Genomic DNA, 23,996 nt, shown 5'->3' with positions numbered 1-23,996 from the left:
ATAAAGACCCCGCCCGAGAAGGTGACGGTCAACGGTTGGGTGTTCTACACCTCGACCGCGCTGATTCTGTTGTTGACCGCCATTCTGATCATCGCCCCGCAAGAGGCCGGCAGAATGTTGGGCATGGCCCAGGCCTGGTTGTCGCGCAGCTTCGGCTGGTACTACATGGTGGTGATCGCTGCCTACCTGGTGTTCGTGGTCGGTCTGGCGTTTTCCTCGTACGGCAAACTCAAACTGGGCAGCAAGGACGACACCCCGGATTTCAGTTACGGCGCCTGGGCGGGGATGCTGTTCTCGTCGGGCATCGGCATTTCGCTGTTGTACTTCGGCGCGTCCGAGCCGCTGGATCACTATTTCAATCCGCCGGAAGGCACCTCGGCCACGAATATGGCCGCGCGGCAGGCGGTGCAACTGACTTTCCTGCACTGGGGCCTGCACGGCTGGGCGATCTACGCGCTGGTCGGTCTGGCCGTGGCGTATTTTGCCTATCGGCATAACCAGCCGCTGGCGCTGCGTTCGGCGTTGTATCCGCTGGTCGGTGAGCGTTGGGTCAAGGGCGCGGCCGGGCACGCGGTGGACGGCTTCGGCATGTTCGTAACGCTGCTGGGTCTGGTGACCAACCTGGGGATTGGCTCGCTGCAAGTGTCGTCCGGACTGGAAAACCTGTTCGGCATGGAGCACAGCAACACCAACCTGCTGATCGTCATCATCGTCATGAGCACCGTGGCGACTATCGCTGCCGTGTCGGGTGTGGAAAACGGCATTCGTCGTCTGTCCAACCTGAACATCGTGCTGTTCAGCGGCCTGCTGATTTTCGTCCTGCTGTTCGGCCCGACCCTGCACTTGCTCAACGGCTTTGTGCAGAACATCGGTGACTACCTCAACGGCGTGGTGCTGAAGACTTTCGACCTGTACGTCTATGAAGGCGACAACGCCAAGTCCGACCGCTGGTTGGGCCTGTGGACCCTGTTCTATTGGGCCTGGTGGATTTCCTGGGCGCCATTCGTGGGCATGTTCATCGCGCGGATTTCCCGTGGCCGCAGCGTGCGTGAACTGGTCGCTGGCGTGCTGCTGATTCCGCTGGGCTTCACCTTGGCGTGGCTGTCGATCTTCGGCAACTCGGCGCTGGATCTGGTGATGAATCAGGGCGCGGTGGAGCTGGGCAAGACGGCGCTGGAACAGCCGTCGATGGCGATCTATCAGTTGCTTGAGCATTACCCGGCGTCGAAAGTCGTGATTGGGGTGTCGATCTTCGTCGGCTTCGTGCTGTTCCTGACCCCGGCCGACTCTGGCGCGGTGATGATGGCGAATCTGTCGTGCAAGGGCGGCAACGTCGATGAAGACGCGCCGCACTGGCTGCGGATCTTCTGGTCGGTGGTGATCACGCTGGTGACCATCGGCCTGCTGTTCGCCGGCAACTTCGAAGCCATGCAGACCATGGTGGTGCTGGCCGGCCTGCCGTTTTCGGTGGTGCTGATCTGCTTCATGTTCGGCCTGCACAAGGCGATGCGCCAGGACGTGCAGATCGAACAGGAACAAGCGCAACTGGCCGAACGCGGACGCCGTGGATTCAGCGAGCGTCTGACGCAACTTGATCTACAGCCGAGCCAATCCGTGGTGCAGCGCTTCATGGACAAACACGTCACCCCGGCGCTGGAGGATGCAGCGGCGCAATTGCGCAATCAGGGGATTGAAGTGCAGACGCTGTTGGGCAAGGCCAAGCGCTGCATGGGCGTGCGGGTCGAAATGGAAGAGGGCAACCCTTTCGTTTACGAAGTGAGCCTGGACGGCTATCTGGCGACTCCGACCGAATCGGCGCAATCGGATGAAGCGCGCCAGCGTTATTACCGGGCCGAGGTGTATCTGCACAATGGCAGTCAGGATTACGACTTGATGGGCTTCACCCCGGAGCAGATTACGCGGGATGTGCTCGATCAGTTCGAGAGCCATCGGCAGCTTCTTGGCCGGGTGTATAGCTAAAGTCAAAAGCTTGCCCTCCAACCAGCCCTCTCCCGGAGGGAGAGGGAGCTGACCGAGATGTCTAGCGTCATACATCGACCTGAGAGATCGAGTCGATTATGGATTCGGTAAAGCAAGATCAGGTCGGTGCAGATCTGCAGCATCCCCCGATCGGTCCCCTCTCCCTCTGGGAGAGGGCTAGGGTGAGGGGCTATTCCTGACCCAACAAAAAGGGATCGCTCACCGCGATCCCTTTTTTTTATCCCACCTGGAGCATTACCCCAGATTCTTGCCCAACAGCGCGTGATACAACTCGCTGTCACCCAGAATCCCCACCACATGGTTGTCATCGTGCAGCACCAGCTTGTTGCCGGTCTGATAACGGATCTGCAGTGCGTCACGCATGCCGATGTTCGAGTCCACCAGCGTCGGCTTGCGCTCCAGGCCTTCCACCGCTTGCCCCGGTGCCCAGTTCTGCAGGTTGAGTACTGAGCCGTTCTGCCGTGCGCCTTTGATGGTGTTGCCTTCGGCCAGGTCCAGCCACGAGTCGCCGCCCGGATCGAGGCACACCGAGCCGTTGATGCGTTTGCACTTGTCCAGGGTGCGCATCAGGCTGCGGCCGCAGAGCACGTTGAGCGGGTTGGTGTGCGCGACAAAGGTACGCACATAATCGTCCGCCGGGTTGAGGACGATTTCTTCCGGCACGCTGTACTGGATGATCCGGCCGTCTTTCATGATCGCAATGCGGCTGCCGAGTTTGAGGGCTTCATCGAGGTCGTGGCTCACGAACACGATGGTCTTGCTCAGCTTGCGTTGCAGCTCCAGCAATTCGTCCTGCAAGCCCTGGCGGATCAGCGGGTCGAGGGCCGAGAACGGTTCGTCCATCAGCAGAATATCGGCGTCCATCGCCAGCGCACGGGCGAGGCCGACGCGCTGCTGCATGCCGCCGGAGAGTTCGTCCGGCTTCTTGTTGCGCCACTGCGTCAAGCCGACCAGTTCGAGTTTCTCGTCGACGAGTTTCTTGCGTTCCTTCTCCGGTCGGCCCTGCATTTCCAGACCGAAACTGATGTTTTCGCGCACCGTCAGCCAGGGCATCAGGGCGAACTTCTGGAACACCATGGCGATGCGCTTGGTGCGCATCATTTTCAGCTCGGCGGGGGTGCAGGAAGCGATGTCGATCTGGCGGTTCTCATGCTCGACGAACAACTTGCCGCGGCTCACGGTGTTGAGGCCGTTGATGCAGCGCAGCAGGCTCGATTTGCCCGATCCGGACAGGCCCATCAGCACGCAGATCTCGCCCTTGTTGATGTCCAGCGTGGCTTTTTCCACGCCGACGATCTGCCCGGTCTTCTTGAGGATCTCGTTGCGGGTCATGCCCTGATCGAGCAGCTTGAGTGCCTCGCGTGGATCTTTGGAGAAGATTACGTCGACGTCTTCGAAGCGAATTATGCTCATGCGTCACCCCCTACTTTGGCGTCGGGTTGTTTGCAGATACGGTCGAGCATGATCGCCAGCAGTACGATTGCCAGGCCTGCTTCGAAGCCCAGCGCAATATCAGCAGTGTTCAGTGCGTTGACCACCGGTTTGCCGAGTCCGTCGGCGCCGACCAGTGCCGCAATCACCACCATCGACAGCGACAGCATGATGCACTGGGTGATGCCGGCCGCGATGCTTGGCATGGCGTGCGGCAGTTCGATCCTTGAGAGCAGTTGGCGACGCGAGCAGCCGAAGGCCTTGCCGGCGTCCATCAGTTCTTGCGGGACATCGCGGATGCCCAGGTAGGTCAGGCGGATCGGCGCCGCGATGGCGAAGACCACCGTGGAGATCAGGCCCGGCACCACACCCAGCCCGAAGAGGGTCAGGGTAGGAATGAGGTAAACGAAGGTCGGCACGGTCTGCATCAGATCGAGCACCGGCCGCATCATGGTGTAGAACATCGGTTTGTGCGCGGCGACGATGCCCAGCGGCACGCCGATCAACACGCAGACCAGGGTGGCGAACAGCACCTGGGCGAGGGTTTCCATGGTTTCCTGCCAGTACCCCAGATTGAGGATGAGCAGGAACGAGGCGACCACGAACGCGGTCAGGCCCCACTTGCGTTGAATCAGGTGGGCGATGATGGCGATCAGGCCAATCAGCACCAGTGGGTTGAACCAGGTCAGCGCAAACGTCACGCCGTGGATCATCGTTTCCAGTGTCACGGCGATTGCGTCGAAGGTGTTGGCGCCGTGTTGCGTCAACCATTCGACGAAGCCCGCGATGTACTGGCCTAGAGGTATTTTCTGATCAATCAGCATGGTAGTGAACGTCCGCATGCAAGGAAATTAACAGCCCGGACAGGCACGCCTGCCCGGCATAAGCGATGCCCCTCGAATCAAGGCGCGAGCTTGGCTTTCACGGCCTCCAGGCCTGGTTTACCGTCAATGGTGGTCACGCCAGCGAGCCAGGTTTCGAGCACCTGTGGATTCTTTTTCAGCCAGGCCTTGGCGGCCGCGTCAGGCTTCATCTTGTCGTCGAGGATGTTGCCCATCAGTTCACTTTCCATGTCGACGGTGAACTCCAGGTTTTTCAACAGCTGACCGACATTGCTGCATTCTTCGGCGTAACCCTTGCGGGTGTTGGTGGCCACGGTGGCTGCGCCGAAATCGGGGCCGAAGAAGTCGTCGCCGCCGGTCAGGTACTGAATCTTGAAGCGCTTGTTCATCGGGTGCGGCGCCCAGCCGAGGAAGACCACGGCGGTGTCGCGTTTCTGCGCCCGGTCGACCTGCGAGAGCATGCCGGCCTCGGACGATTCGACGACTTTGAAACCGGCGGTTTTCAGGCCGAAGGCGTCCTTGTCGATCATGCTCTGGATCAGCCGGTTGCCGTCGTTGCCCGGCTCGATGCCGTAGATCTTGCCGTCGAGCTCTTTCTTGAATTTGGCGATATCGGCGAAGTCATGCAGGCCTTTGTCGTACAGGGCTTGCGGCACGGCAAGGGTGTATTTGGCACCCTTGAGATTGGTGCGCACGGTGTCGACTGTGCCGGCATCGCGATAGGGCTTGATGTCGTTCTCCATGGTCGGCATCCAGTTACCGAGAAACACGTCCATGTTCTTGCCGTCGGCCAGCGACTTGTAGGTCACGGGCACGGAGATCATGGTGGTCTTGGTCTTGTAGCCGAGGGCGTTGAGAACAACGGAAGTGGTGGCGGTGGTCGCGGTGATGTCGGTCCAGCCGACATCGGAGAAGTTAACGAGGCTGCACTGTGCCGGTTCTGCGGCTTGCGCCAGTAACGGCAGACTCAGCAGGGCGGCCAACAACAACGACGGGGAACCTTTCATGGATGGACTCCTTGGTGTTTTTTTTGGCAGTGTTCCGACTGTGGACCACCGCACTTATGGGTTGCGGTTGGTGGCGTTCTAAAGACAGCTCTACCGCAGCGCCTTGCAATCGAGTCATCCCGATCATGTACCAGTGAAAATCTGACGCCTACAGGGAGGGTCGTATCCAGTACAGGGATGGTCGCTTCCAGTGTCGGTGACGTCGCTTACAGCTTTTTTCCGCCCCCGAGGACCCGCGCAACTGCATAAAAACGGCGTATTTGCGGGGCGAAAACGTAACGACGCTGCTGGACATGAGTGCGTCGGTGTCAGACGCCGTGCGCGCCGACAAAAGCCCGATGATGCCGGCATTCGGCGGATCGCAGCTTGAGCGTAGCAGCTCCGCCAGCGGGCGCTTTTGCCGCCCGGACCGGTATTCTCAGGAGCTTCGCAGCAATGGCTATCAGCGTTTTCGACCTGTTCAAAATCGGCATCGGCCCTTCCAGTTCCCACACCGTCGGCCCGATGCGCGCCGCCGCGCTGTTCCTCGAGTCGCTGCGCGACAAGCATCAGTTGGAGCAGGTGCGGCGCATCGAGGTGCAATTGTTCGGTTCGCTGTCGGCTACCGGTGTCGGTCACGGCAGCGATAACGCGGTGATCATGGGCCTGATGGGGGAATGGCCGGACGCAATCGACCCGTCGCAGATTGGCCCGCGCATTCAGGCGCTGCGCGAGACGCATACGCTGTTATTGGAAGGTCGTCTGTCGGTGCCGTTTGTCTGGTCCCGGGACATGCGCCTGATCGATGAAAACCTGCCATTCCATCCCAACGCCATGACCCTGATTGCCGAAGGCGAGTCCGGTGAGCTGCACCGCGACACCTATTATTCAATCGGTGGTGGCTTCGTCGTTGACGAGGCGCAAGCGGCCAGCGGTGTGGTCGATCTGGATCGCACCGAATTGCCCTACGAGTTCTCCAGCGCAGTCGAGCTGCTGGAGCTGTGCAAGACGCACAACCTGCGCGTTGCCGAACTGATGATGGCCAACGAAAAGGTCTGGCGCAGCGAAGAAGAGATCCGCGCCGGCCTGATGAAGCTGTGGCGGGCGATGCAGGATTGCGTCGAGCAGGGCCTCAAGCACGAAGGCATTCTGCCCGGTGGCTTGAATGTGCGCCGGCGCGCGGCGAAGTTGCACCGCAGCCTGCAAGAGCTGAACAAACCCAATGTCATCGGCTCGACCCTGAGCGCCATGGAGTGGGTCAACCTGTTCGCCCTGGCCGTCAATGAAGAGAATGCCGCCGGCGGGCGTATGGTCACCGCACCGACCAACGGCGCGGCGGGGATCATTCCGGCGGTGCTGCACTATTTCATGAAGTTCAGCGAGGCGGTGACCGACGCCAACGTCGTCGATTATTTCCTCAGCGCAGCGGCGGTCGGCATTCTGTGCAAGAAGAATGCTTCGATCTCTGGCGCCGAAGTTGGTTGTCAGGGCGAGGTCGGTTCGGCCTGCGCGATGGCGGCGGCGGGGCTGGCGGAGATTCTTGGCGCCACACCTGAACAATTGTGCAACGCGGCGGAAATCGGCCTGGAGCACAACCTGGGCCTGACCTGCGACCCGGTCGGTGGTCTGGTGCAGGTGCCGTGCATCGAGCGCAATGCGATCGCGGCGGTGAAGGCGATCAACGCCGCGCAAATGGCCCTGCGTGGCGACGGTCAGCACTTTATCTCGCTGGACCGGGTGATACGCACCATGCGCGATACCGGCGCCGATATGCATGACAAATATAAGGAAACTTCGCGTGGTGGGTTGGCGGTCAGCGCGGTTGAGTGTTGAACCCGCCACACTGAGGTGGATTCTTCGCGAGCAGGCTCGCTCCCACAATGGATCTCCTGTGAGCACAGTATTTGTGAACCCCAGGTTTCCAATGTGGGAGCGAGCCTGCTCGCGAAGGGGCCAGACCAGTCAAAACTGCTCAACAAAAGAACACCCCAATCCATCCACGCCACGTTTTGGCGCGTCGCAATCAGACAAGAGTCATTGCCAGTCGTGACTTGTCAGTCGTTACCTGACCGTCCGTCGCCCGTGCTTGCGGTGACACTCTGTGCAAACCCTCTGCAGGCCAGTTCCCACAAGTGCTACCGATCTGCTCACAGCCTGCGTGGCAGCGTCGTTGCGGCGCCTGATGGCACTTCGAAATGCCGGGTTCCGAGGTCTCGTATAGACACGTCCCGAGGTCGTTTTCAGGAGTTATTGAATGGCCATCCAATTTTAGGCATGGCAATTGCTCTGTCATAACAAAGCCTGCTTCCCTCGTGAGAACGCCGGCAATAACAAGAGCCTCCGCCTGAGGCCACCACCCGCTTTGTGTGAGGAGATACCGCGATGACGTCGTTCAACTCCGGGGCCCAACCCCAGAACCGTGCGCCTCAATCCATCGGCTTTCTGCTGCTGGACAATTTCACGCTGATTTCCCTGGCGTCCGCCGTTGAGCCACTGCGCATGGCCAACCAATTGTCCGGTCGCGAGCTGTATCGCTGGAGCACCCTCACTGTCGACGGCGGCCAGGTCTGGGCCAGTGACGGTCTGCAGATCACCCCCGACGCCTCCATGCACAAAGCCCCGCCACTGGACACCGTGATTGTCTGCGGCGGCATCGGTATTCAACGCACCGTGACCCGTGAGCACGTTTCCTGGCTGCAAAGCCAGGCGCGCCAGTCCAAGCGTCTTGGCGCGGTGTGCACCGGCAGTTGGGCGCTGGCCTGCGCCGGTCTGCTCGACGGCTTCGATTGCAGCGTGCACTGGGAATGCCTGGCGGCGATGCAGGAAGCTTTCCCGCGCGTGGCCATGAGCACACGCCTGTTCACCCTCGACCGTAACCGCTTCACCAGCTCCGGCGGTACCGCGCCGCTGGACATGATGCTGCACCTGATCAGCCGCGATCACGGTCGCGAATTGTCCGCAGCGATCTCGGAAATGTTCGTCTACGAGCGCATCCGCAATGAACAGGATCACCAGCGTGTGCCGCTCAAGCACATGCTCGGCACCAACCAGCCGAAGTTGCAGGAAATCGTCGCGCTGATGGAAGCCAATCTGGAAGAGCCGATCGATCTGGATGAGCTGGCGGTGTATGTCGCAGTGTCGCGTCGACAGCTGGAGCGGTTGTTCCAGAAATACCTGCACTGCTCGCCGTCGCGCTATTACTTGAAGCTGCGCCTGATCCGCGCCCGGCAACTGCTCAAGCAGACGCCGATGTCGATCATCGAAGTGGCGTCGGTGTGTGGGTTCGTTTCCACGCCGCACTTCTCCAAGTGCTACCGCGAATACTTCGGCATCCCGCCGCGTGACGAGCGCGTCGGCTCCAACACCACCCAGCAAGTGGCCATGCTGCCGCTGCCGCAAGCGATCGTGATGTCGCCGCTGTCAGGGCCGATGTCGGCGCTGAGTCAGGCGCGCAATGAGTCGACGTTTGCCAGCGTGAGGCTGTAGACCGAGTCATCGTTCTTCGCGAGCAGGCTCGCTCCCACAGTCGGAATGCATTCCAGGGTGGGAGCGAGCCTGCTCGCGAAGGGGTTTCTCAGGCGCTGTGGGACTGCTGGTAATCCGACAGGGCCGGCAACAACTGCTTGTCGATCGCCTGGCGCACCGCCGGCTGGATGCTGGCGCCGCTGGTGTACATGTCCTTGACCATCTTGCGCAGTTCAAATGCGCGAACGTTATCCAATCCTCGCACCGCACACTCACAGGCCTGCTCGGCGGTGGTACCGCTCGGCACCTGAATACCCAAGGCCTTGAGCTGGCCCAACAGATCTTCCTGGTCAATCAAATCGGCGTACATCATTACGCAAATCCTTCTGTGGCAACGGAGGTCTTGGCTCGATTCTGGTGGCCCCGACCGGACGCGGCAAGGGCGTTTTGTCGCGGTGGCCGGGACGACTATGAACAGGTCGTTTTCGGCTAACCGACTGGTTTGGCGAGTAGGCACACTGGCCCCAGCTCGCTTCACGAAGGTTTGGTCACCCTCGCCTGGCAGCTCCTCAACAGTACCCTCCTCAGCTCCGATCCTGTCACGGCTTGATCGGAGTTTTTTTTGCCTGTGAATCAGTCAGAGATTGGTTGTTCCCGCTGACGCTTTCGCGAGCAGGCTCGCTTCCACAGTGGCCGCGTTCATTCCGGGGAATGCGGTTAAATGTGGGAGCGAGCCTGCTCGCGAAGAACGATGACGCGGTTCAACGTTGCAACACCAGAATCCGCGACAACAGCTCATCCCGGTCGACATAGCAGCCCTGGAAATGCCGCGCTCCGGTCGCAGGATCAAAGGCATTGCGCGCATGCAGCGTGCGGCGGTTGTCAAAGCACCACAACTCTCCCGGATTGAGCCGCTGCATCAGCCGAAATCGCGGCTCTCGGGTCATCGCAATAAAACGTCGATAGGCTCGATACAGCAACGGCATCTGCGCCACCGACGTATCGAACGCCCCGCGCAGAAAGTTCGCCATGCGAATCTCCGCAACCCGGCCCAGCGCATCCACAGCAATGATCGGCGCCAGGCAGCGATAGTCGCTGTGGCGGTCCTTGTTGCGAAACTCCACGGGTATTTCACACAGCGCCTGAAACAGCTGCGGCTCCTCTCGCCGCAAGGCGTCGGCGATCGCGAAACCATCGACGAAAATGCTTTCGCCACCCTCGGCATCGTTCACCAGGCAATGCAGAAATTGCAGCCCCGGTTGCAGCTCGCGAGTCGGCAAATCCGTGTGCAATGGCAGGTTGAAGGCGGTGTAGGCGTTGCTGTCGGCGTCGGCTTTGGACTGCACATTGAACAGCACGCCGAAATTGCTTTCGCGGATGAAGGAAATCCGCTGCGCAATGAGCTTCAGCGAGCCCGGCTCGGTGGGCACGCCGCGCACTTGAGTCAGGCCGATGTCACGCACGGCGAGCAACCATTGCAGCAGCGCAGCGTTGTCGTTCATCAGTGCGGCGTACTCGAACACTGGCAACTGCAGATCGCTATGCCACAAACGGCTCTGCGGTTTGCCGGCCAGGCGTTCGGCGCGGGACTCGTCGTCATAGGCGTGAGCGCGCAACCAGCCCGGGTCGAAGCGGCTGAGGTGACCGTCCTGCCAGTCGATGCGCAGGCAGCCATGGGTGTCGATGCGCGTGGCCAGCGGGTGCAAATCCTCGGCGGCATCGACGCTTTCGAAGACCTGCTCGCGGGTAACGCTGTAGACGCAGCGATCACATGGGCAATTGTCGCGCAGCCATACGTGGTGAAACGGGCTGATACGACCGTCAGCCCATTCGATGACAACGCGATCCGCCAGACCTTGCACGCCGCGTAGCGCGCTGATCAACGGATAAGTACGAAAATCGGCAACAGCAACGGCGGTGTTCATGGCGGCTCCTTGACGATGGAGGGATTTACCGGGCGGGTGGCAGCGCGATCACGCGGCCGATGTAAGCGGGAGCGGGCAGGTCGGTCTGATCAGCGACGATGGCTTGCAGGCGATGCAACGTGTCTGGGCTGAACGGGGCCGAGCGCGGGCCGGCGAGGTCGACATGCAGCAGCATTTGTTCGTTGCCGGCCAACTCTTGCTCATCGCCGACCTTGTGCAGGCTGTGATAGAGGTGCAGACGTTTGCTGTCGTGACCGATGATTTGCGTGCGCACTTCGACCTCGGTGGCGAGCTTCACCTCGTGCAGGTAATTGAGGTGCAGCTCGAGGGTGAACAGCGAATGGCCGCTGGCCTCGCGGTTGCTGCTGTCCATGCCCAGACGATCCATCAGCGCGTCGGTGGCGTAGCTGAAGATCAACAGGTAGAAGGCATCGCGCAGGTGGCCGTTGTAGTCGACCCAGTCGGGGATGATGGTGGTTTGGTAGGTGGTGAGTGTGGGCATGATTGGGTTCCGGCAGGTGGCGGGTCGTTAGGATCAAGAGCAACCCCCTCACCCCAACCCTCTCCCCCAAGGGGGCGAGGGGGAAAGGGAGCAGATCGGGGGCCTTTCAAAACTCGAGTTCGGCTCGATAGTTCAGGTCGGTGCAGCCCGCATAAACACCGCGGTCGGTCCCCTCTACCTCTGGGAGAGGGCTAGGGTGAGGGCAGCGGTCTGAAGCGGAACCATCACTCGCAGAAACTCATCCCGTGCTTCTCTTTGGTGGTCTTCACCGCTTCCAGCACTGCCAGCAAACAATCATCACGATAGCGCTCCAGCGCCGAAATGCTGTGGCGACCGAGCTGATCAGTGGTGCCATCGACCACATCATCGATCAACTTGTCGGTCAGCTCCGGCGCTGGCAGGTACGTCCACGGCAACTGCAACGCCGGACCGAATTGCGACATGAAGTGGCGCATGCCGGCATCGCCGCCGGCCAGGGTGTAGGTCAGGAATGTGCCCATGAACGACCAGCGCAGACCGGCACCAAAGCGAATCGCATCGTCGATCTCGCCGGTTGTCGCCACGCCGTCATTGACCAAATGCAGCGCCTCGCGCCACAGCGCTTCGAGCAAGCGATCGGCGATAAATCCCGGCACTTCCTTGCGCACATGCAACGGGCGCATGCCGAGGGATTGGTAGACTTGCATCGCCGCCTGGACAGCTTCCGGCGCGGTGTTCTTTCCGCCGACCACTTCAACCAGCGGCAACAGATAGACCGGGTTGAACGGATGCCCGACCACGCAGCGTTCAGGGTGCGTCGAACTCTCGTAGAACTCGCTGGGCAACAGGCCCGAAGTGCTTGAACCAATCAATGCGTCGGGCTTGGCCGCGGCGCTGATTTTGCTGTGCAGATCGAGTTTCAGTTCCAGCCGCTCCGGAGCGCTTTCCTGAATGAAATCGGCGTCGCGCACGCATTCCTCGATGGTGGCGACAAAGCGCAGACGATCCTGCGAAGCGCCCGGCGCCAGGCCGTTCTTCTCCAGCGCGCCCCAGGCATTGGCCACACGTTGGCGCAGTGCCGTTTCGGCGCCGGGCGCCGGGTCCCAGGCCACGACGTCGAGGCCATGAGCGAGGGCGCGTGCGACCCAGCCACTGCCGATGACACCGCTGCCGAGGGCGGCGAAGGTTTTTATTTCGGTGATAAAGCGCATGGTGATGTCCTGAAGAGTTCGGTTATGACCTGTGGGAGCGAGCCTGCTCGCGAATGCGCTGGCTCAGCTGCTGAAGATGCTTCGTGTGTACCGGCCTCTTCGCGAGCAGGCTCGCTCCCACAGGGTTTGGCGGTGAATTCGAATTAACTGCGCTGGGTCAGGCCCATTTTCTTCCGGCCTTCCGCCGGCGTGAGCACGCGGGCACCGAGGCGGCTGAGGATCTCCGTGGCGCGCTCAACCAATTGGCCATTGGTCGCCAGCACGCCTTTGTCCAGCCACAGGTTGTCTTCCAGCCCGACCCGCACGTTGCCGCCGAGCAGCACCGCTTGCGCGGCCATCGGCATCTGCATGCGGCCAATGCCGAAGCCCGCCCACACCGCATCGGCGGGCAGATTGTCGACCATGGCTTTCATGGTGGTGGTGTCGGCCGGCGCACCCCACGGGATGCCCAGGCACAGCTGGAACAGCGGGTTGTCGAGCAAGCCTTCCTTGATCATCTGCTTGGCGAACCACAGATGCCCAGTGTCGAAAATCTCCAGCTCGGCTTTCACGCCCAGTTCGGTGATGCGCTTGGCGCCGGCGCGCAGTTGTGCCGGCGTGGAGACGTAAATGGTGTCGCCGTCGCCGAAATTCAGCGTGCCGCAATCGAGGGTGCAGATTTCCGGCAGCAGCTCTTCAACGTGGGCGAGACGGGTCAGCGGGCCGACCAGATCGGTGTTCGGGCCGAACTCCATCGGCTTCTCGCCAGCGCCGATTTCCAGGTCGCCGCCCATCCCGGCAGTCAAGTTGACGATGATGTCGACGTCGGCCTCGCGGATGCGCTCCATCACTTCGCGGTACAGCGCCACGTCACGGCTGAACTTGCCGGTCTGCGGATCGCGCACATGGCAGTGCACCACGGTGGCGCCGGCCTTGGCCGCTTCCACCGCGGCAGCGGCAATCTGTTTCGGGGTGACCGGCACGTGTGGGCTCTTGGCGGTCGTGTCGCCAGCACCGGTGAGTGCGCAGGTGATGATGACGTCGTGGTTCATGGTGCGTTTCCTTCAGGCGTGATGGTTCTGTTCGCAGCCCGTGGCGGGGCTGCGAAGCGTCGTTACATTCCCTCTCCCTCGGGAGAGGGCTAGGGTGAGGGGGCTTTTGATCGCAAGGTTATTTGCTGGTCAGTTGCAGATTTTCAGCGGCCGGTTTGCCATCGAAAGTCGTCACACCTTCGAGCCAGCGCTGCTTGTCTTCGGGGTGATCCTTGAGCCATTGCTTGGCTGACTCGAAGGCATCCTTGTGATCGAGCAGCGGCTGCATCATCCGGCTCTCGGCTTCGGCGGTGAACGTCAGGTTGGTCAGCAGGCGGCCGATGTTCGGGCATTGCTCGGCGTATTTCGGTGAAGTGACCGTCCAAACCGTGGCCATGCCTTCGTTCGGGCCGAGGGCATCTTCGCTGCCGGTCAGATAGGTCATCTGAATGTTGACGTTCATCGGGTGCGGCGCCCAGCCGAAGAACACCACGGCTTCCTTGCGGCGCACGGCGCGATCGACGGCGGCAAGCATGCCGGCCTCGCTCGATTCGACGAGCTGGAATTTGCCCAGACCAAACTGGTTCTTGGCGATCATCGCCTTGATCTGCGTGTTGGCGCCCGAGCCAGGCTCGATGCCGTAGATCTTGCCGCCCAATTCCTTCTCGAATTTGGCGATGTCGGCAAAGGTTTTCAGGCCCTTTTCGGCCAGATACGTCGGCACGGCGAGGGTGGCGCGGGCATCTTTCAGGCTCGGTGCCTCGAGCACTTTCACCTGGTTGGCCTCGACGAACGGTGTGATGGTCTGGGTCATCAGTGGGTTCCAGTAGCCGAGGAACAGGTCCAGGCGCTGATCGCGGATCCCGGCGAAGATGATCTGCTGGGAGGCGCTGGTCTGTTTGGTGTTGTAGCCGAGGCCGTCGAGCAGGACCTGGGTCATGGCACTGGTGGCGATCACGTCAGTCCAGTTGACCACGCCCATGCGTACGTTCTTGCAGGAGGCCGGTTCGGCCGCCATCACGCCGGTGCTGAAGAAAGCGGTACCGCTGAGTGCAAGAACGCAGCTGCTGATCAGTCGTTTCATGTCGGGTTCCTCGGCAGTTCGATTATTGTGGTTCCCGGCATCTGCGCGCCGGTGAGGCCAAGTTACGCAGCTATACGCCCGTGAAAGCGCACTACGGCGACTGGCATTTGCACTGTAGCGACCTGCAAGCTTGAACGCCGCCGACAATCGGCGTATCAACGAGCCACGCGTCCGCCAACCGAGTGCGCCCATGTCCCAGGATTTCTACTTTTTGCTGATGCCGGGGTTCTCCGCCATCGGCTTTATCTCCGCGATCGAACCGCTACGGGTGGCCAACCGCTTTCGTGGCGAGCTTTACCGCTGGCATGTGCTCAGCGCCGATGGCGGCGCGGTACTGGCGAGCAACGGCATGTCGGTCAACGCCGATGCGGCGCTGGAGCCGCTGAAAAAAGGCGCGACGTTACTGGTGGTAGCCGGCTTCGAACCGCTGAAGTTCATCACGCCGACACTGGAGCATTGGTTGCGCAGGCTGGACAAGGAAGGCGTGACCCTCGGCGCCATCGACACCGGCAGCTTCGTCCTCGCCGAAGCGGGTCTGCTCGATGGCCATCGCCTGACCCTGCACTGGGAGGCGATCGATGCGTTCAAGGAATCTTATCCACAGCTCAGCGTTACGCAGGAGCTGTTCGAGATCGACCGGCGGCGCATCACTTCGGCCGGTGGCACGGCGTCGATTGATCTGATGCTCGACCTGATCGCCCAGGCCCACGGCCCGCAACTGGCGATTCAGGTCAGCGAGCAGTTTGTGCTCGGGCGCATCCGCCCGCGCAAAGACCACCAGCGCATGGAAGTCGCCACGCGCTATGGCATCAGCAACAAGAAGCTGGTGCAGGTGATCGGCGAGATGGAACAGCACAGCGAACCGCCGCTGAGCACGCTGCAACTGGCGGAGTCGATCAAGGTGACGCGACGGCAACTGGAGCGCTTGTTCCGGTTGCACCTGAACGATACGCCGAGCAATTTCTATCTGCGGTTAAGGCTGGAAAAAGCACGGCAGTTGTTGCGTCAGACCGACATGAGCGTGCTCGAAGTCAGCATTGCCTGCGGCTTTGAATCACCGTCGTACTTCACGCGCAGCTACCGCGCAAAATTCGCCCGCTGCCCTCGCGAAGACCGCCGTACCGCCCAAGCCTGAATGGGCTTGCATGAAAGCAATGTGGGAGCGAGCCTGCTCGCGAAAGCGGTCTGTCATCCAACACTGATATTGCCTGACACATTGCATTCGCGAGCAGGCTCGCTCCCACATAATTTCCGGCGCCTGAGAGAGGCTTATTTCTTCACCAACGCCGAGCACGCCGCCTTGTAAGCCTCATGCTGATATTTGTTCAACGTCCCCGGCAGTTCGAAGTTGTGCTTCTTGGCCTGCGCGTTGATCGTCTGCGGCGACAGCAGCGTCACCTCACAACCATCGAGCAACTGAAACACCCCCTCGATCTTGAACGTCGTCGGCCCGCCGGCGAACTCACCCTTCTTGCTGCGCTTCTTGATCGCAATCCGGTCCACCGAATTCTCCCGCACAAACGACGCCACCTGCGCCGCAAACCGCCGCACGTTCGCCGTCTCGTCATCGTCATCCAGAGCAATCTTTTTCGTGGCGAGAGGGATGTGGCTCAACGTCGAACCGTCGAGCGCAGCCACGGCGATGATCGCTTCGCTGCCTTTGATTTCAATGCCGCAGATGTTCATGGGAATTCCTTTGAATAAAGAGGACAGCCTACAGCTCTAGCTGACTGGCTGTGATGCCGAACGCGGCGGCGATTTTCTCACGGGTGGCCTTGCGGGGTTTGGCGACTGTTTCCTGCTGGGCAAACGCCGGTTGCGATATGCCCATGCGCTTCGCCACTTCTTCCTGCGTCAGGTTGAGGTGTTCGCGCCAGGCGCGGATCGGTGTTGCGCCGTCAACCATATGGCTGACCACTTCATGAGGAATCATTGATTTATCCTTTGTATGTTTATTCCTGCCCAATCGACTCCAAAAACTCCGACCGTTCATCACTCATCCGCGCCACACAATCATTCTGCGCAATGGTGAAGGCCTTGCTCCCCGACGTCGCCGGGAACGCTTCCACCGCGCAGTCGGCATCGCGGGTTTTCAGCCACTGCTGCTGGGCGGTTTTCAGTTTGGCGGTGATGTCGGCCAGTTGCGTCGGGTTCTTGCCATAGGCGGCCTGCATGCGTTCGTTGAGGCTGGCGTAGTTGTCCTTCAGCAGGTCTTCGGCGGTGGTGCGGCTGTAGGCGGAGCATTCCAGGGTCTGGATGTCGTTTTCCACCGCGTCGCACGGGTTGTTCTCGGATTCTTCGGCGGCGTGAACGCCGGTCGCAATCAGTGCCAGGGCGAGGAAGATCGATTTCATTGGGGTCGCTCTAATCCGTTGGTGTGTGCAGGCTGCGGCAGATTCTGGCGCAAGCGCGCGGGCTTGAACAGCCGGCCGAGGAGGGCGGCTGACGACCCTTTGTCGCGGATTGACGCTTTCGGCAATTCCCCTGTCGTTTTTGCACCCGGTCGCCCCGGCACCGAGGCATATGCTGGCCCCAAAGCGCCGGCAGACGATTCGGCGCATGAATCGCCAATAAGGGGACGCCTGATGAGCCCAGCCGAATTACACGCCGACAGCATCGTTATCGACGGTCTGATCATTGCCAAATGGAACCGCGAGCTGTTCGAAGACATGCGCAAGGGCGGTCTGACGGCAGCCAACTGCACTGTGTCGGTGTGGGAAGGCTTTCAGGCGACCGTGAACAACATCGCTGCCAGTCAGAAACTGATCCGCGAAAACAGCGACCTGGTGATGCCGGTGCGCACCACTGCCGACATCCGTCGTGCCAAGGAGCAGGGCAAGACTGGCATCCTCTTCGGTTTTCAGAATGCCCACGCCTTCGAAGACCAGATCGGTTATGTCGAGGTGTTCAAGCAGCTCGGCGTCGGCATCGTGCAGATGTGCTACAACACCCAGAACCTGGTCGGCACCGGTTGCTACGAACGCGACGGCGGCCTGTCGGGTTTCGGTCGCGAGATCGTTGCCGAGATGAACCGCGTCGGCGTCATGTGCGACCTGTCCCACGTCGGTTCCAAGACTTCCGAAGAGGTCATCCTCGAATCGAAAAAACCGGTCTGCTACTCGCACTGCCTGCCGTCGGGTCTCAAAGAGCACCCGCGCAACAAATCCGATGCAGAACTGAAGTTCATTGCCGACCACGGCGGTTTTGTCGGCGTGACCATGTTCGCGCCGTTCCTCGCCAAGGGCATCGATTCGACCATCGACGATTACGCCGAAGCCATCGAATACACCATGAACATCGTTGGCGAAGACGCCATCGGCATCGGCACCGATTTCACTCAGGGTCATGGCCAGGACTTCTTCGAATACCTGACCCACGACAAGGGCTACGCACGCCGCCTGACCAGCTTCGGCAAGATCATCAACCCGCTGGGCATCCGCACCGTCGGCGAATTCCCCAACCTCACCGAAACCCTGCTCAAGCGCGGCCATTCCGAGCGTGTGGTGCGCAAGATCATGGGTGAGAACTGGGTAAGCGTCCTCAAAGACGTCTGGGGCGAATAACGCTTTCACGACCGCCGCCGAACTGCCCCCTCTCCTGCGGGAGAGGGCTGGGGTGAGGGCCGCGGCCACCACTGAACCATAATTTTTCTGGAGTTAAGTTTCCATGGCCAAGATCGCCCCGCAATTGCCTATCGAAGTCGACAGCGAGACCGGTGTCTGGACCTCCGACGCCCTGCCAATGCTCTATGTGCCGCGTCACTTTTTCGTCAACAACCACATGGGCATCGAGGAAGTGCTGGGCGCCGAAGCCTATGCGGAAATCCTCTACAAGGCCGGCTACAAATCCGCCTGGCACTGGTGTGAAAAGGAAGCCGAATGTCACGGCCTGGAAGGCGTTGCGGTGTTCGAACACTACATGAAGCGCCTTTCGCAGCGCGGCTGGGGCCTGTTCAAGATCCAGGACATCGACCTCGACAAAGGCACCGCCAGCGTCAAGCTCGAGCACTCGGCATTCGTGTATGTCTACGGCAAGGTCGGGCGCAAGGTCGATTACATGTTCACCGGCTGGTTCGCCGGCGCCATGGACCAGATCCTCGAAGCCCGTGGCAGCAAGATCCGTACTGTGGCCGAACAAGTCTACGGAGGCTCCGAAGAGGGCCACGATGACGGCTTGTTTATCGTCAAGCCGTTGTAAGCCGAGGACCGTGCCATGGCTTTCGAAGCAATGTTCCAACCGATCCAGATCGGCAAACTGACCATCCGCAACCGCGTGCTCAGCACCGCGCACGCCGAGGTCTACGCGACTGACGGTGGCATGACCACCGACCGTTACGTCAAGTATTACGAAGAGAAGGCCAAGGGCGGCATCGGCCTGGCCATCTGCGGCGGTTCGTCCGTCGTGGCGATCGACAGCCCGCAGGAATGGTGGAGCTCGGTCAATCTGTCCACCGACCGGATCATTCCGCACTTCCAGAATCTGGCCGACGCCATGCACAAGCATGGCGCCAAGATCATGATCCAGATTACCCACATGGGCCGGCGCTCGCGCTGGGACGGTTTCAACTGGCCGACCTTGATGTCGCCATCGGGCATCCGTGAACCGGTGCACCGCGCCACCTGCAAAACCATCGAGCCAGAAGAAATCTGGCGGGTGATCGGCAACTACGCCCAGGCTGCGCGCCGGGCCAAGGCAGGTGGCCTCGATGGCGTCGAACTGTCGGCCGTGCACCAGCACATGATCGACCAGTTCTGGAGCCCGCGCGTCAATAAGCGCACCGACGAATGGGGCGGCAGCTTCGAAGGGCGGATGAAGTTCGGTCTCGAAGTCCTGAAAGCCGTGCGCGCCGAGGTCGGTGACGACTTCTGCGTGGGCATGCGCCTGTGCGGTGACGAGTTCCATCCGGACGGCTTGTCCCACGAGGACATGAAGCAGATCGCCAAGTATTACGACGACACCGGCATGCTCGATTTCATCGGCGTGGTCGGCTCGGGTTGCGATACGCATAACACCCTGGCCAACGTCATTCCGAACATGAGTTATCCACCGGAGCCGTTCCTGCATCTGGCCGCCGGAATCAAGGAAGTGGTCAAGGTGCCGGTGCTGCACGCACAGAACATCAAGGACCCGAACCAGGCTACGCGGATTCTCGAGGGCGGTTACGTCGACATGGTCGGCATGACCCGCGCGCACATCGCTGACCCGCACCTGATCGCCAAGATCAAGATGGGCCAGATCGACCAGATCAAGCAGTGCGTCGGCGCCAACTATTGCATCGACCGCCAGTATCAGGGCCTGGACGTGCTGTGCATCCAGAACGCCGCGACGTCTCGTGAATACATGGGCGTGCCGCACATCATTGAGAAATCCACCGGGCCGAAACGCAAAGTGGTGATCGTTGGTGCCGGCCCGGCCGGGATGGAAGCAGCACGCGTGGCCGCCGAGCGTGGCCACGACGTCACGCTGTTCGAGAAAAAGGAATTCATCGGCGGGCAGATCACCACCGCATCGAAAGCACCGCAGCGTGACCAGATCGCCGGCATCACTCGCTGGTTCCAGCTGGAACTGGCGCGGCTGAAAGTCGATCTGCGCCTCGGCACGGCGGCTGACGCCGATACCATCATGGACCTGCGTCCGGATGTCGTGGTGCTGGCGGTCGGCGGGCATCCGTACCTGGAGCAGAACGAACACTGGGGCGCCGCCGAAGGGCTGGTGGTGAGCAGCTGGGACGTGCTCGACGGCAAGGTTGCGCCGGGCAAGAACGTGCTGGTCTACGACACCATTTGCGAATTCACCGGCATGTCGGTGGCCGACTTCCTCGCCGACAAGGGCAGCCAGGTCGAGATCGTCACCGACGACATCAAGCCGGGCGTGGCCATCGGCGGTACGTCGTTCCCGACCTACTACCGCAGCATGTACCCGAAAGAAGTGATCATGACCGGCGACATGATGCTGGAGAAGGTCTACCGCGAAGGCGACAAGCTGATCGCGGTGCTGGAGAACGAATACACCGGTGCGAAAGAGGAGCGGGTGGTCGATCAGGTGGTCGTCGAAAACGGCGTGCGCCCGGACGAGGAAATCTACTACGCCCTCAAGGACGGCTCGCGCAACAAGGGCCAGATCGACGTCGAAGCGCTGTTCGCGATCCAGCCGCAGCCTTCGCTGAGCGAGGCGGGTGACGGCTACTTGCTGTTCCGCATCGGCGACTGCGTGGCGCAGCGCAACACACACGCCGCCATTTACGACGCACTTCGGCTCTGTAAGGATTTTTGACGGCTCAGTTGCAAGCCACAAGCTGCAAGCTGCAAGTAAAAGCACAGCCGATCCATGCTGCTCTTTCTTGCCGCTTGTAGCTTGTAGCTTGCCGCTCGCCAGAGGTGACTCTGATGTTGAACACCCTTCTTCCAATCCTGTTGTTCGCAGCCCTGGGCCTTGCGGTCCTCGGCGCGTTGCGGCGGATGAACATGTGGCGCCGGGGGCGGGCGGCGAAGGTCGATCTGCTCGGCGGTCTGCTGGCCATGCCCAAGCGCTACATGGTCGACCTGCACCACGTCGTGGCGCGCGACAAATACATCGCCAACACCCACGTCGCCACGGCGGGCGGTGCGGTGGCGTCGATTGTGCTGGCCATTCTGGTACACGGTTTCGGCCTGCATAACCGTATCCTCGGCTACGCCTTGCTGCTGATGTCGGCGGTGATGTTCGTCGGCGCGATCTTCATGTACCTGCGCCGCGTCAATCCGCCTGCGCGTCTGTCGAAAGGCCCGTGGATGCGCCTGCCGAAAAGCCTGCTGGCGTTCTCGGCGTCGTTTTTCCTGGTGACCTTGCCGGTGGCCGGGATCCTGCCGGAGAACTTCGGCGGTTGGGTGCTTGCAGCCATTCTTGGCGTTGGCGTGCTGTGGGGCGTGTCGGAACTGTTCTTCGGCATGACCTGGGGCGGGCCGATGAAGCACGCCTTTGCCGGTGCCTTGCACCTGGCCTGGCACCGTCGTCCGGAACGCTTTGGTGGTGGGCGCTCGACCGGTTTGAAACCGCTGGACCTGAACAATCCCGATGCGCCGCTGGGCGTGGAAAAGCCCAAGGATTTCACCTGGAATCAGTTGCTCGGTTTCGACGCCTGCGTGCAGTGCGGCAAGTGCGAAGCGGCCTGCCCGGCCTTCGCCGCCGGTCAGCCGCTGAACCCGAAAAAACTCATTCAGGACATGGTCGTCGGCCTCGCTGGCGGCACCGATGCCAAGTTCGCCGGCAGCCCGTACCCAGGCAAACCGATCGGCGAGCATGGTGGCAATCCGCATCAACCGATCGTCAACGGTCTGGTCGATGCCGAAACCCTGTGGTCGTGCACGACCTGCCGTGCCTGCGTCGAGGAATGCCCGATGATGATCGAGCACGTCGACGCGATCGTCGACATGCGCCGTCACCTGACCCTGGAAAAAGGCGCGACGCCGAACAAGGGCGCCGAAGTTCTCGAAAACCTGATCGCCACCGACAACCCCGGCGGGTTTGCCCCGGGCGGGCGGATGAACTGGGCAGCGGATCTGAACCTCAATCTGCTCAGCGAACAGAAATCCACCGACGTGCTGTTCTGGGTCGGCGACGGCGCCTTCGACATGCGTAACCAGCGCACCTTGCGCGCGTTCGTCAAAGTACTGAAAGCGGCAAAAATCGACTTCGCCGTGCTCGGTCTCGAAGAGCGCGACAGCGGTGATGTGGCGCGGCGCCTGGGCGACGAAGCGACGTTCCAGTTGCTGGCCAAGCGCAATATCCAGACTCTGGCCAAATACAGCTTCAACCGCATCGTCACCTGCGATCCGCACAGTTTCCATGTGCTGAAAAACGAGTACGGCGCCTTCGACGGCAACTATCTGGTGCAGCACCACAGCACCTACATGGCCGAGATCATTCAGGCCGGCGCGCTCAACCTCGGTCAGCACAAAGGCAACAGCGTGACCTATCACGATCCGTGCTACCTGGGCCGCTACAACGGTGAGTACGAAGCACCGCGAGAAGTGCTGCGTGCCCTCGGCATCGAGGTCAAAGAGATGCAACGTTCCGGCTACCGTTCGCGCTGCTGCGGCGGCGGTGGCGGCGCGCCGATCACTGACATTCCGGGCAAGCAGCGCATCCCCGACATGCGCATGGAGGACATCCGCGAAACCGGCGCCGAACTGGTGGCGGTGGGTTGTCCACAGTGCACGGCGATGCTCGAAGGTGTGGTCGAACCGCGTCCGCTGATCAAGGACATCGCCGAACTGGTGGCCGACGCGCTGCTCGAAGACGCCGCGCCAAGCAAGCCTGCCACGCCGGCCAAACGTGAACCTGCGGAGGTGCATTGATGAGCGACATTATCCGCCGCGACCCGCGCGCCGAATGGATTGCGCGTAACCGCCTGCATCCGCTGCACGCGGCGATGCAGCCGGCGCAACACAGCTGGATGGGGCCCAATGGCGTCATCCGCAAGAATCTGCACGGCATCGGTTTTATCGGCCCTAACGGCATCAAACGGATTGACCGCAGCGGCGCGCAGCAGGGCGGGGCGGTCAAACGCTCGGCCGCGGTCGAAGTGCAATTGCCGCTGCATCAGGTACCGGCTCCGGCGTTCTATATCAGCGTGGTGCCGGATATGGTCGGCGGCCGCCTGAGCAGCCACGATCGCGATCTGCTCGGCCTCGCTCATCAGCTGGCCGGCACGGACGGCGCAGTGCTGGCGGTCGTTTTTGGCGAGCACAAGGAAAGCGCTTTCGAAACCGCGGGCGTCGATCGCCTGCTGGTGCTCGAAGGTGAGGAATTCAGTGGTTATGCACCGGAACAACGGGTGCAGGGTTTGCGCGCTGTGGATAACCAGCTCAATCCGCGTCACTGGTTGCTGCCGGACAGCCGCAGCGGTGGCGGTGAACTCGGCCGGCGCTTTGCCGCAGCCTTGGGCGAGCGCCCGGCCACGCGGGTTTGGCAGGTCAAGGATCAAGAGTGCATCGGCCGCGCCGGTGCCGGATTGCAGGACCTTGCGCGACCGGTGGCGCGGTTGATTCTCGCCGCTGCCGAATGCGCCGAGCCGGTCAGCGAAACCCGACACGAAGCGTTGCCGGTGGAGTTATCCACAAGGGTCGCGCGCAGCTTGTCGCGAATCGAAGATCTCGGCGCGGTGGCGGTGGATCCGGCGGCGATTCCGATGGCCGAGGCCGAGTTCATTTTCTCCGGCGGCAATGGCGTGAAGGACTGGGCGCTGTTTCATGAAACGGCGGCAGCCCTCGGCGCTACCGAAGGCGCGTCGCGGGTGGCGGTGGACGATGGCTTCATGGCTCGGGATCGCCAGGTCGGCGCGTCCGGCACCTGGGTCACCGCGCGGGTCTACGTCGCGGTGGGTATTTCCGGGGCGATCCAGCACCTGCAAGGCATCGGTGCCTGCGACAAGGTGGTGGCGATCAATCTTGATCCGGGCTGCGACATGATCAAACGCGCCGACCTCTCGGTGATCGGCGAAAGCGCAGAGATTCTGCAGGCGTTGATCGCGGCGGTAGCGGCTTACCGCAACGACGGCCGACGCGACGCGGCATAAGGAA

The 23,996-nt window shown here is 61.3% G+C and carries 20 protein-coding genes and 1 pseudogene; 9 read left to right on the top strand and 12 right to left on the bottom strand.

Translation table 11 applies throughout. The annotated features are described in order from the left end of the window. Positions 1-39 precede the first annotated feature (39 nt). The gene (locus GXB78_RS12395; protein WP_329515744.1) at positions 40-1,980 is read left to right on the top strand and encodes a BCCT family transporter; all 1,941 of its coding nucleotides are present in this window, start codon (positions 40-42) and stop codon (positions 1,978-1,980) included. A 255-nt stretch (positions 1,981-2,235) separates the two neighbouring features. Here the strand turns inward: GXB78_RS12395 and choV are convergent, their stop codons facing one another. The 3 genes from choV to GXB78_RS12380 form a co-directional block, all read right to left on the bottom strand. Continuing rightward, a complete protein-coding gene (gene choV / locus GXB78_RS12390) occupies positions 2,236-3,414 on the bottom strand; it encodes a choline ABC transporter ATP-binding protein (RefSeq protein WP_034153601.1) in 1,179 nt (392 codons plus the stop codon). After that, entirely contained in the window at positions 3,411-4,256 is an 846-nt protein-coding gene (gene choW, locus GXB78_RS12385) for a choline ABC transporter permease subunit (RefSeq protein ID WP_016772805.1), read from the bottom strand. Before choW ends, choV begins: the two co-directional genes overlap by 4 nt. A gap of 77 nt (positions 4,257-4,333) precedes the next feature. Beyond that, positions 4,334-5,281 carry a choline ABC transporter substrate-binding protein gene (locus GXB78_RS12380; protein ID WP_064365331.1) on the bottom strand — a complete coding sequence of 316 codons (948 nt, stop codon included), beginning with the start codon at positions 5,279-5,281 and terminating at the stop codon, positions 4,334-4,336. Between the two features lie 435 nt (positions 5,282-5,716). On the opposite strand from GXB78_RS12380, the gene GXB78_RS12375 reads away from it, so the two are divergent. Both GXB78_RS12375 and gbdR read left to right on the top strand, forming a co-directional pair. Beyond that, positions 5,717-7,093, top strand: coding sequence for an L-serine ammonia-lyase (locus GXB78_RS12375; protein WP_329515593.1), 1,377 nt, complete (start codon positions 5,717-5,719; stop codon positions 7,091-7,093). Between the two features lie 549 nt (positions 7,094-7,642). After that, entirely contained in the window at positions 7,643-8,746 is a 1,104-nt protein-coding gene (gene gbdR, locus GXB78_RS12370; RefSeq protein WP_007949927.1) for a choline metabolism transcriptional regulator GbdR, read from the top strand. A gap of 88 nt (positions 8,747-8,834) precedes the next feature. Here gbdR and GXB78_RS12365 read toward each other — a convergent pair whose 3' ends face one another. From GXB78_RS12365 to GXB78_RS12340, 6 genes are all read right to left on the bottom strand, one after another. After that, the gene (locus GXB78_RS12365; protein ID WP_016772808.1) at positions 8,835-9,098 is read right to left on the bottom strand and encodes a hypothetical protein; all 264 of its coding nucleotides are present in this window, start codon (positions 9,096-9,098) and stop codon (positions 8,835-8,837) included. 388 nt (positions 9,099-9,486) lie between these two features. Beyond that, on the bottom strand, positions 9,487-10,650 hold the full coding sequence (locus tag GXB78_RS12360; protein ID WP_329515592.1) for a gamma-butyrobetaine dioxygenase: 1,164 nt from the start codon (positions 10,648-10,650) through the stop codon (positions 9,487-9,489). 25 nt (positions 10,651-10,675) lie between these two features. Next, positions 10,676-11,152: a thioesterase family protein gene (locus GXB78_RS12355; protein ID WP_329515591.1), complete on the bottom strand. Its 477-nt coding sequence runs from the start codon at positions 11,150-11,152 to the stop codon at positions 10,676-10,678. Positions 11,153-11,376: 224 nt separating this feature from the next. Beyond that, positions 11,377-12,342, bottom strand: a complete 966-nt coding sequence (locus GXB78_RS12350) for an L-carnitine dehydrogenase (RefSeq protein WP_329515590.1) — start codon at positions 12,340-12,342, stop codon at positions 11,377-11,379. Positions 12,343-12,485: 143 nt separating this feature from the next. After that, the gene (locus GXB78_RS12345) at positions 12,486-13,373 is read right to left on the bottom strand and encodes a BKACE family enzyme (protein WP_329515589.1); all 888 of its coding nucleotides are present in this window, start codon (positions 13,371-13,373) and stop codon (positions 12,486-12,488) included. A gap of 118 nt (positions 13,374-13,491) precedes the next feature. Next, positions 13,492-14,436, bottom strand: a complete 945-nt coding sequence (locus tag GXB78_RS12340; protein WP_329515588.1) for a choline ABC transporter substrate-binding protein — start codon at positions 14,434-14,436, stop codon at positions 13,492-13,494. A gap of 190 nt (positions 14,437-14,626) precedes the next feature. Between GXB78_RS12340 and GXB78_RS12335 the strand changes: the two genes are divergently transcribed. After that, on the top strand, positions 14,627-15,571 hold the full coding sequence (locus GXB78_RS12335) for a GlxA family transcriptional regulator (protein WP_329515587.1): 945 nt from the start codon (positions 14,627-14,629) through the stop codon (positions 15,569-15,571). Positions 15,572-15,705: 134 nt separating this feature from the next. Here the strand turns inward: GXB78_RS12335 and GXB78_RS12330 are convergent, their stop codons facing one another. The 3 genes and pseudogenes from GXB78_RS12330 to GXB78_RS12320 form a co-directional block, all read right to left on the bottom strand. After that, positions 15,706-16,122, bottom strand: coding sequence for a DUF3010 family protein (locus tag GXB78_RS12330; protein ID WP_329515586.1), 417 nt, complete (start codon positions 16,120-16,122; stop codon positions 15,706-15,708). 28 nt (positions 16,123-16,150) lie between these two features. Next, a pseudogene (locus GXB78_RS12325) lies at positions 16,151-16,378 on the bottom strand (helix-turn-helix domain-containing protein); the annotation flags it as partial. Between the two features lie 10 nt (positions 16,379-16,388). Further along, on the bottom strand, positions 16,389-16,790 hold the full coding sequence (locus GXB78_RS12320; protein WP_329515585.1) for a lysozyme inhibitor LprI family protein: 402 nt from the start codon (positions 16,788-16,790) through the stop codon (positions 16,389-16,391). A 231-nt stretch (positions 16,791-17,021) separates the two neighbouring features. Between GXB78_RS12320 and GXB78_RS12315 the strand changes: the two genes are divergently transcribed. The 5 genes from GXB78_RS12315 to etfA all read left to right on the top strand — a co-directional run bounded on the left by GXB78_RS12315 (position 17,022) and on the right by etfA (position 23,992). Then, the gene (locus tag GXB78_RS12315) at positions 17,022-17,999 is read left to right on the top strand and encodes a dipeptidase (RefSeq protein WP_016772817.1); all 978 of its coding nucleotides are present in this window, start codon (positions 17,022-17,024) and stop codon (positions 17,997-17,999) included. A 103-nt stretch (positions 18,000-18,102) separates the two neighbouring features. Further along, entirely contained in the window at positions 18,103-18,633 is a 531-nt protein-coding gene (locus GXB78_RS12310) for a 4-vinyl reductase (RefSeq protein ID WP_039757633.1), read from the top strand. Between the two features lie 15 nt (positions 18,634-18,648). Further along, the gene (gene dgcA, locus GXB78_RS12305) at positions 18,649-20,709 is read left to right on the top strand and encodes a dimethylglycine demethylation protein DgcA (protein ID WP_064365321.1); all 2,061 of its coding nucleotides are present in this window, start codon (positions 18,649-18,651) and stop codon (positions 20,707-20,709) included. A gap of 113 nt (positions 20,710-20,822) precedes the next feature. Beyond that, the gene (dgcB, locus tag GXB78_RS12300) at positions 20,823-22,772 is read left to right on the top strand and encodes a dimethylglycine demethylation protein DgcB (protein WP_329515584.1); all 1,950 of its coding nucleotides are present in this window, start codon (positions 20,823-20,825) and stop codon (positions 22,770-22,772) included. Next, complete coding sequence (gene etfA, locus GXB78_RS12295) at positions 22,772-23,992, top strand: electron transfer flavoprotein subunit alpha (protein WP_329515583.1); 1,221 nt, start codon at positions 22,772-22,774, stop codon at positions 23,990-23,992. The genes dgcB and etfA overlap by 1 nt, the downstream gene beginning before the upstream one ends. The last annotated feature ends 4 nt before the right edge of the window (positions 23,993-23,996 follow it).

The organism is Pseudomonas moraviensis subsp. stanleyae, assembly GCF_036283065.1.
Taxonomy (GTDB): domain Bacteria; phylum Pseudomonadota; class Gammaproteobacteria; order Pseudomonadales; family Pseudomonadaceae; genus Aquipseudomonas; species Aquipseudomonas stanleyae.
The sequence above is the reverse complement of the archived record's forward strand: the minus strand, read 5'-3'. Positions and strand labels throughout refer to the sequence as shown.

Bases quoted from the DNA above. Each gene is read 5' to 3' on its own strand.
- GXB78_RS12310 (WP_039757633.1), top strand. From the start codon at position 18,103: ATGGCCAAGATCGCCCCGCAATTGCCTATCGAAGTCGACAGCGAGACC.
- GXB78_RS12345 (WP_329515589.1), bottom strand. From the start codon at position 13,373: ATGAACCACGACGTCATCATCACCTGCGCACTCACCGGTGCTGGCGAC.
- gbdR (WP_007949927.1), top strand. From the start codon at position 7,643: ATGACGTCGTTCAACTCCGGGGCCCAACCCCAGAACCGTGCGCCTCAA.
- etfA (WP_329515583.1), top strand. From the start codon at position 22,772: ATGAGCGACATTATCCGCCGCGACCCGCGCGCCGAATGGATTGCGCGT.
- GXB78_RS12380 (WP_064365331.1), bottom strand. From the start codon at position 5,281: ATGAAAGGTTCCCCGTCGTTGTTGTTGGCCGCCCTGCTGAGTCTGCCG.
- GXB78_RS12365 (WP_016772808.1), bottom strand. From the start codon at position 9,098: ATGATGTACGCCGATTTGATTGACCAGGAAGATCTGTTGGGCCAGCTC.
- dgcB (WP_329515584.1), top strand. From the start codon at position 20,823: ATGTTGAACACCCTTCTTCCAATCCTGTTGTTCGCAGCCCTGGGCCTT.
- GXB78_RS12330 (WP_329515586.1), bottom strand. From the start codon at position 16,122: ATGAACATCTGCGGCATTGAAATCAAAGGCAGCGAAGCGATCATCGCC.
- GXB78_RS12315 (WP_016772817.1), top strand. From the start codon at position 17,022: ATGAGCCCAGCCGAATTACACGCCGACAGCATCGTTATCGACGGTCTG.
- GXB78_RS12350 (WP_329515590.1), bottom strand. From the start codon at position 12,342: ATGCGCTTTATCACCGAAATAAAAACCTTCGCCGCCCTCGGCAGCGGT.
- GXB78_RS12360 (WP_329515592.1), bottom strand. From the start codon at position 10,650: ATGAACACCGCCGTTGCTGTTGCCGATTTTCGTACTTATCCGTTGATC.
- GXB78_RS12375 (WP_329515593.1), top strand. From the start codon at position 5,717: ATGGCTATCAGCGTTTTCGACCTGTTCAAAATCGGCATCGGCCCTTCC.
- dgcA (WP_064365321.1), top strand. From the start codon at position 18,649: ATGGCTTTCGAAGCAATGTTCCAACCGATCCAGATCGGCAAACTGACC.
- choV (WP_034153601.1), bottom strand. From the start codon at position 3,414: ATGAGCATAATTCGCTTCGAAGACGTCGACGTAATCTTCTCCAAAGAT.
- GXB78_RS12335 (WP_329515587.1), top strand. From the start codon at position 14,627: ATGTCCCAGGATTTCTACTTTTTGCTGATGCCGGGGTTCTCCGCCATC.
- GXB78_RS12355 (WP_329515591.1), bottom strand. From the start codon at position 11,152: ATGCCCACACTCACCACCTACCAAACCACCATCATCCCCGACTGGGTC.
- choW (WP_016772805.1), bottom strand. From the start codon at position 4,256: ATGCTGATTGATCAGAAAATACCTCTAGGCCAGTACATCGCGGGCTTC.
- GXB78_RS12340 (WP_329515588.1), bottom strand. From the start codon at position 14,436: ATGAAACGACTGATCAGCAGCTGCGTTCTTGCACTCAGCGGTACCGCT.
- GXB78_RS12320 (WP_329515585.1), bottom strand. From the start codon at position 16,790: ATGAAATCGATCTTCCTCGCCCTGGCACTGATTGCGACCGGCGTTCAC.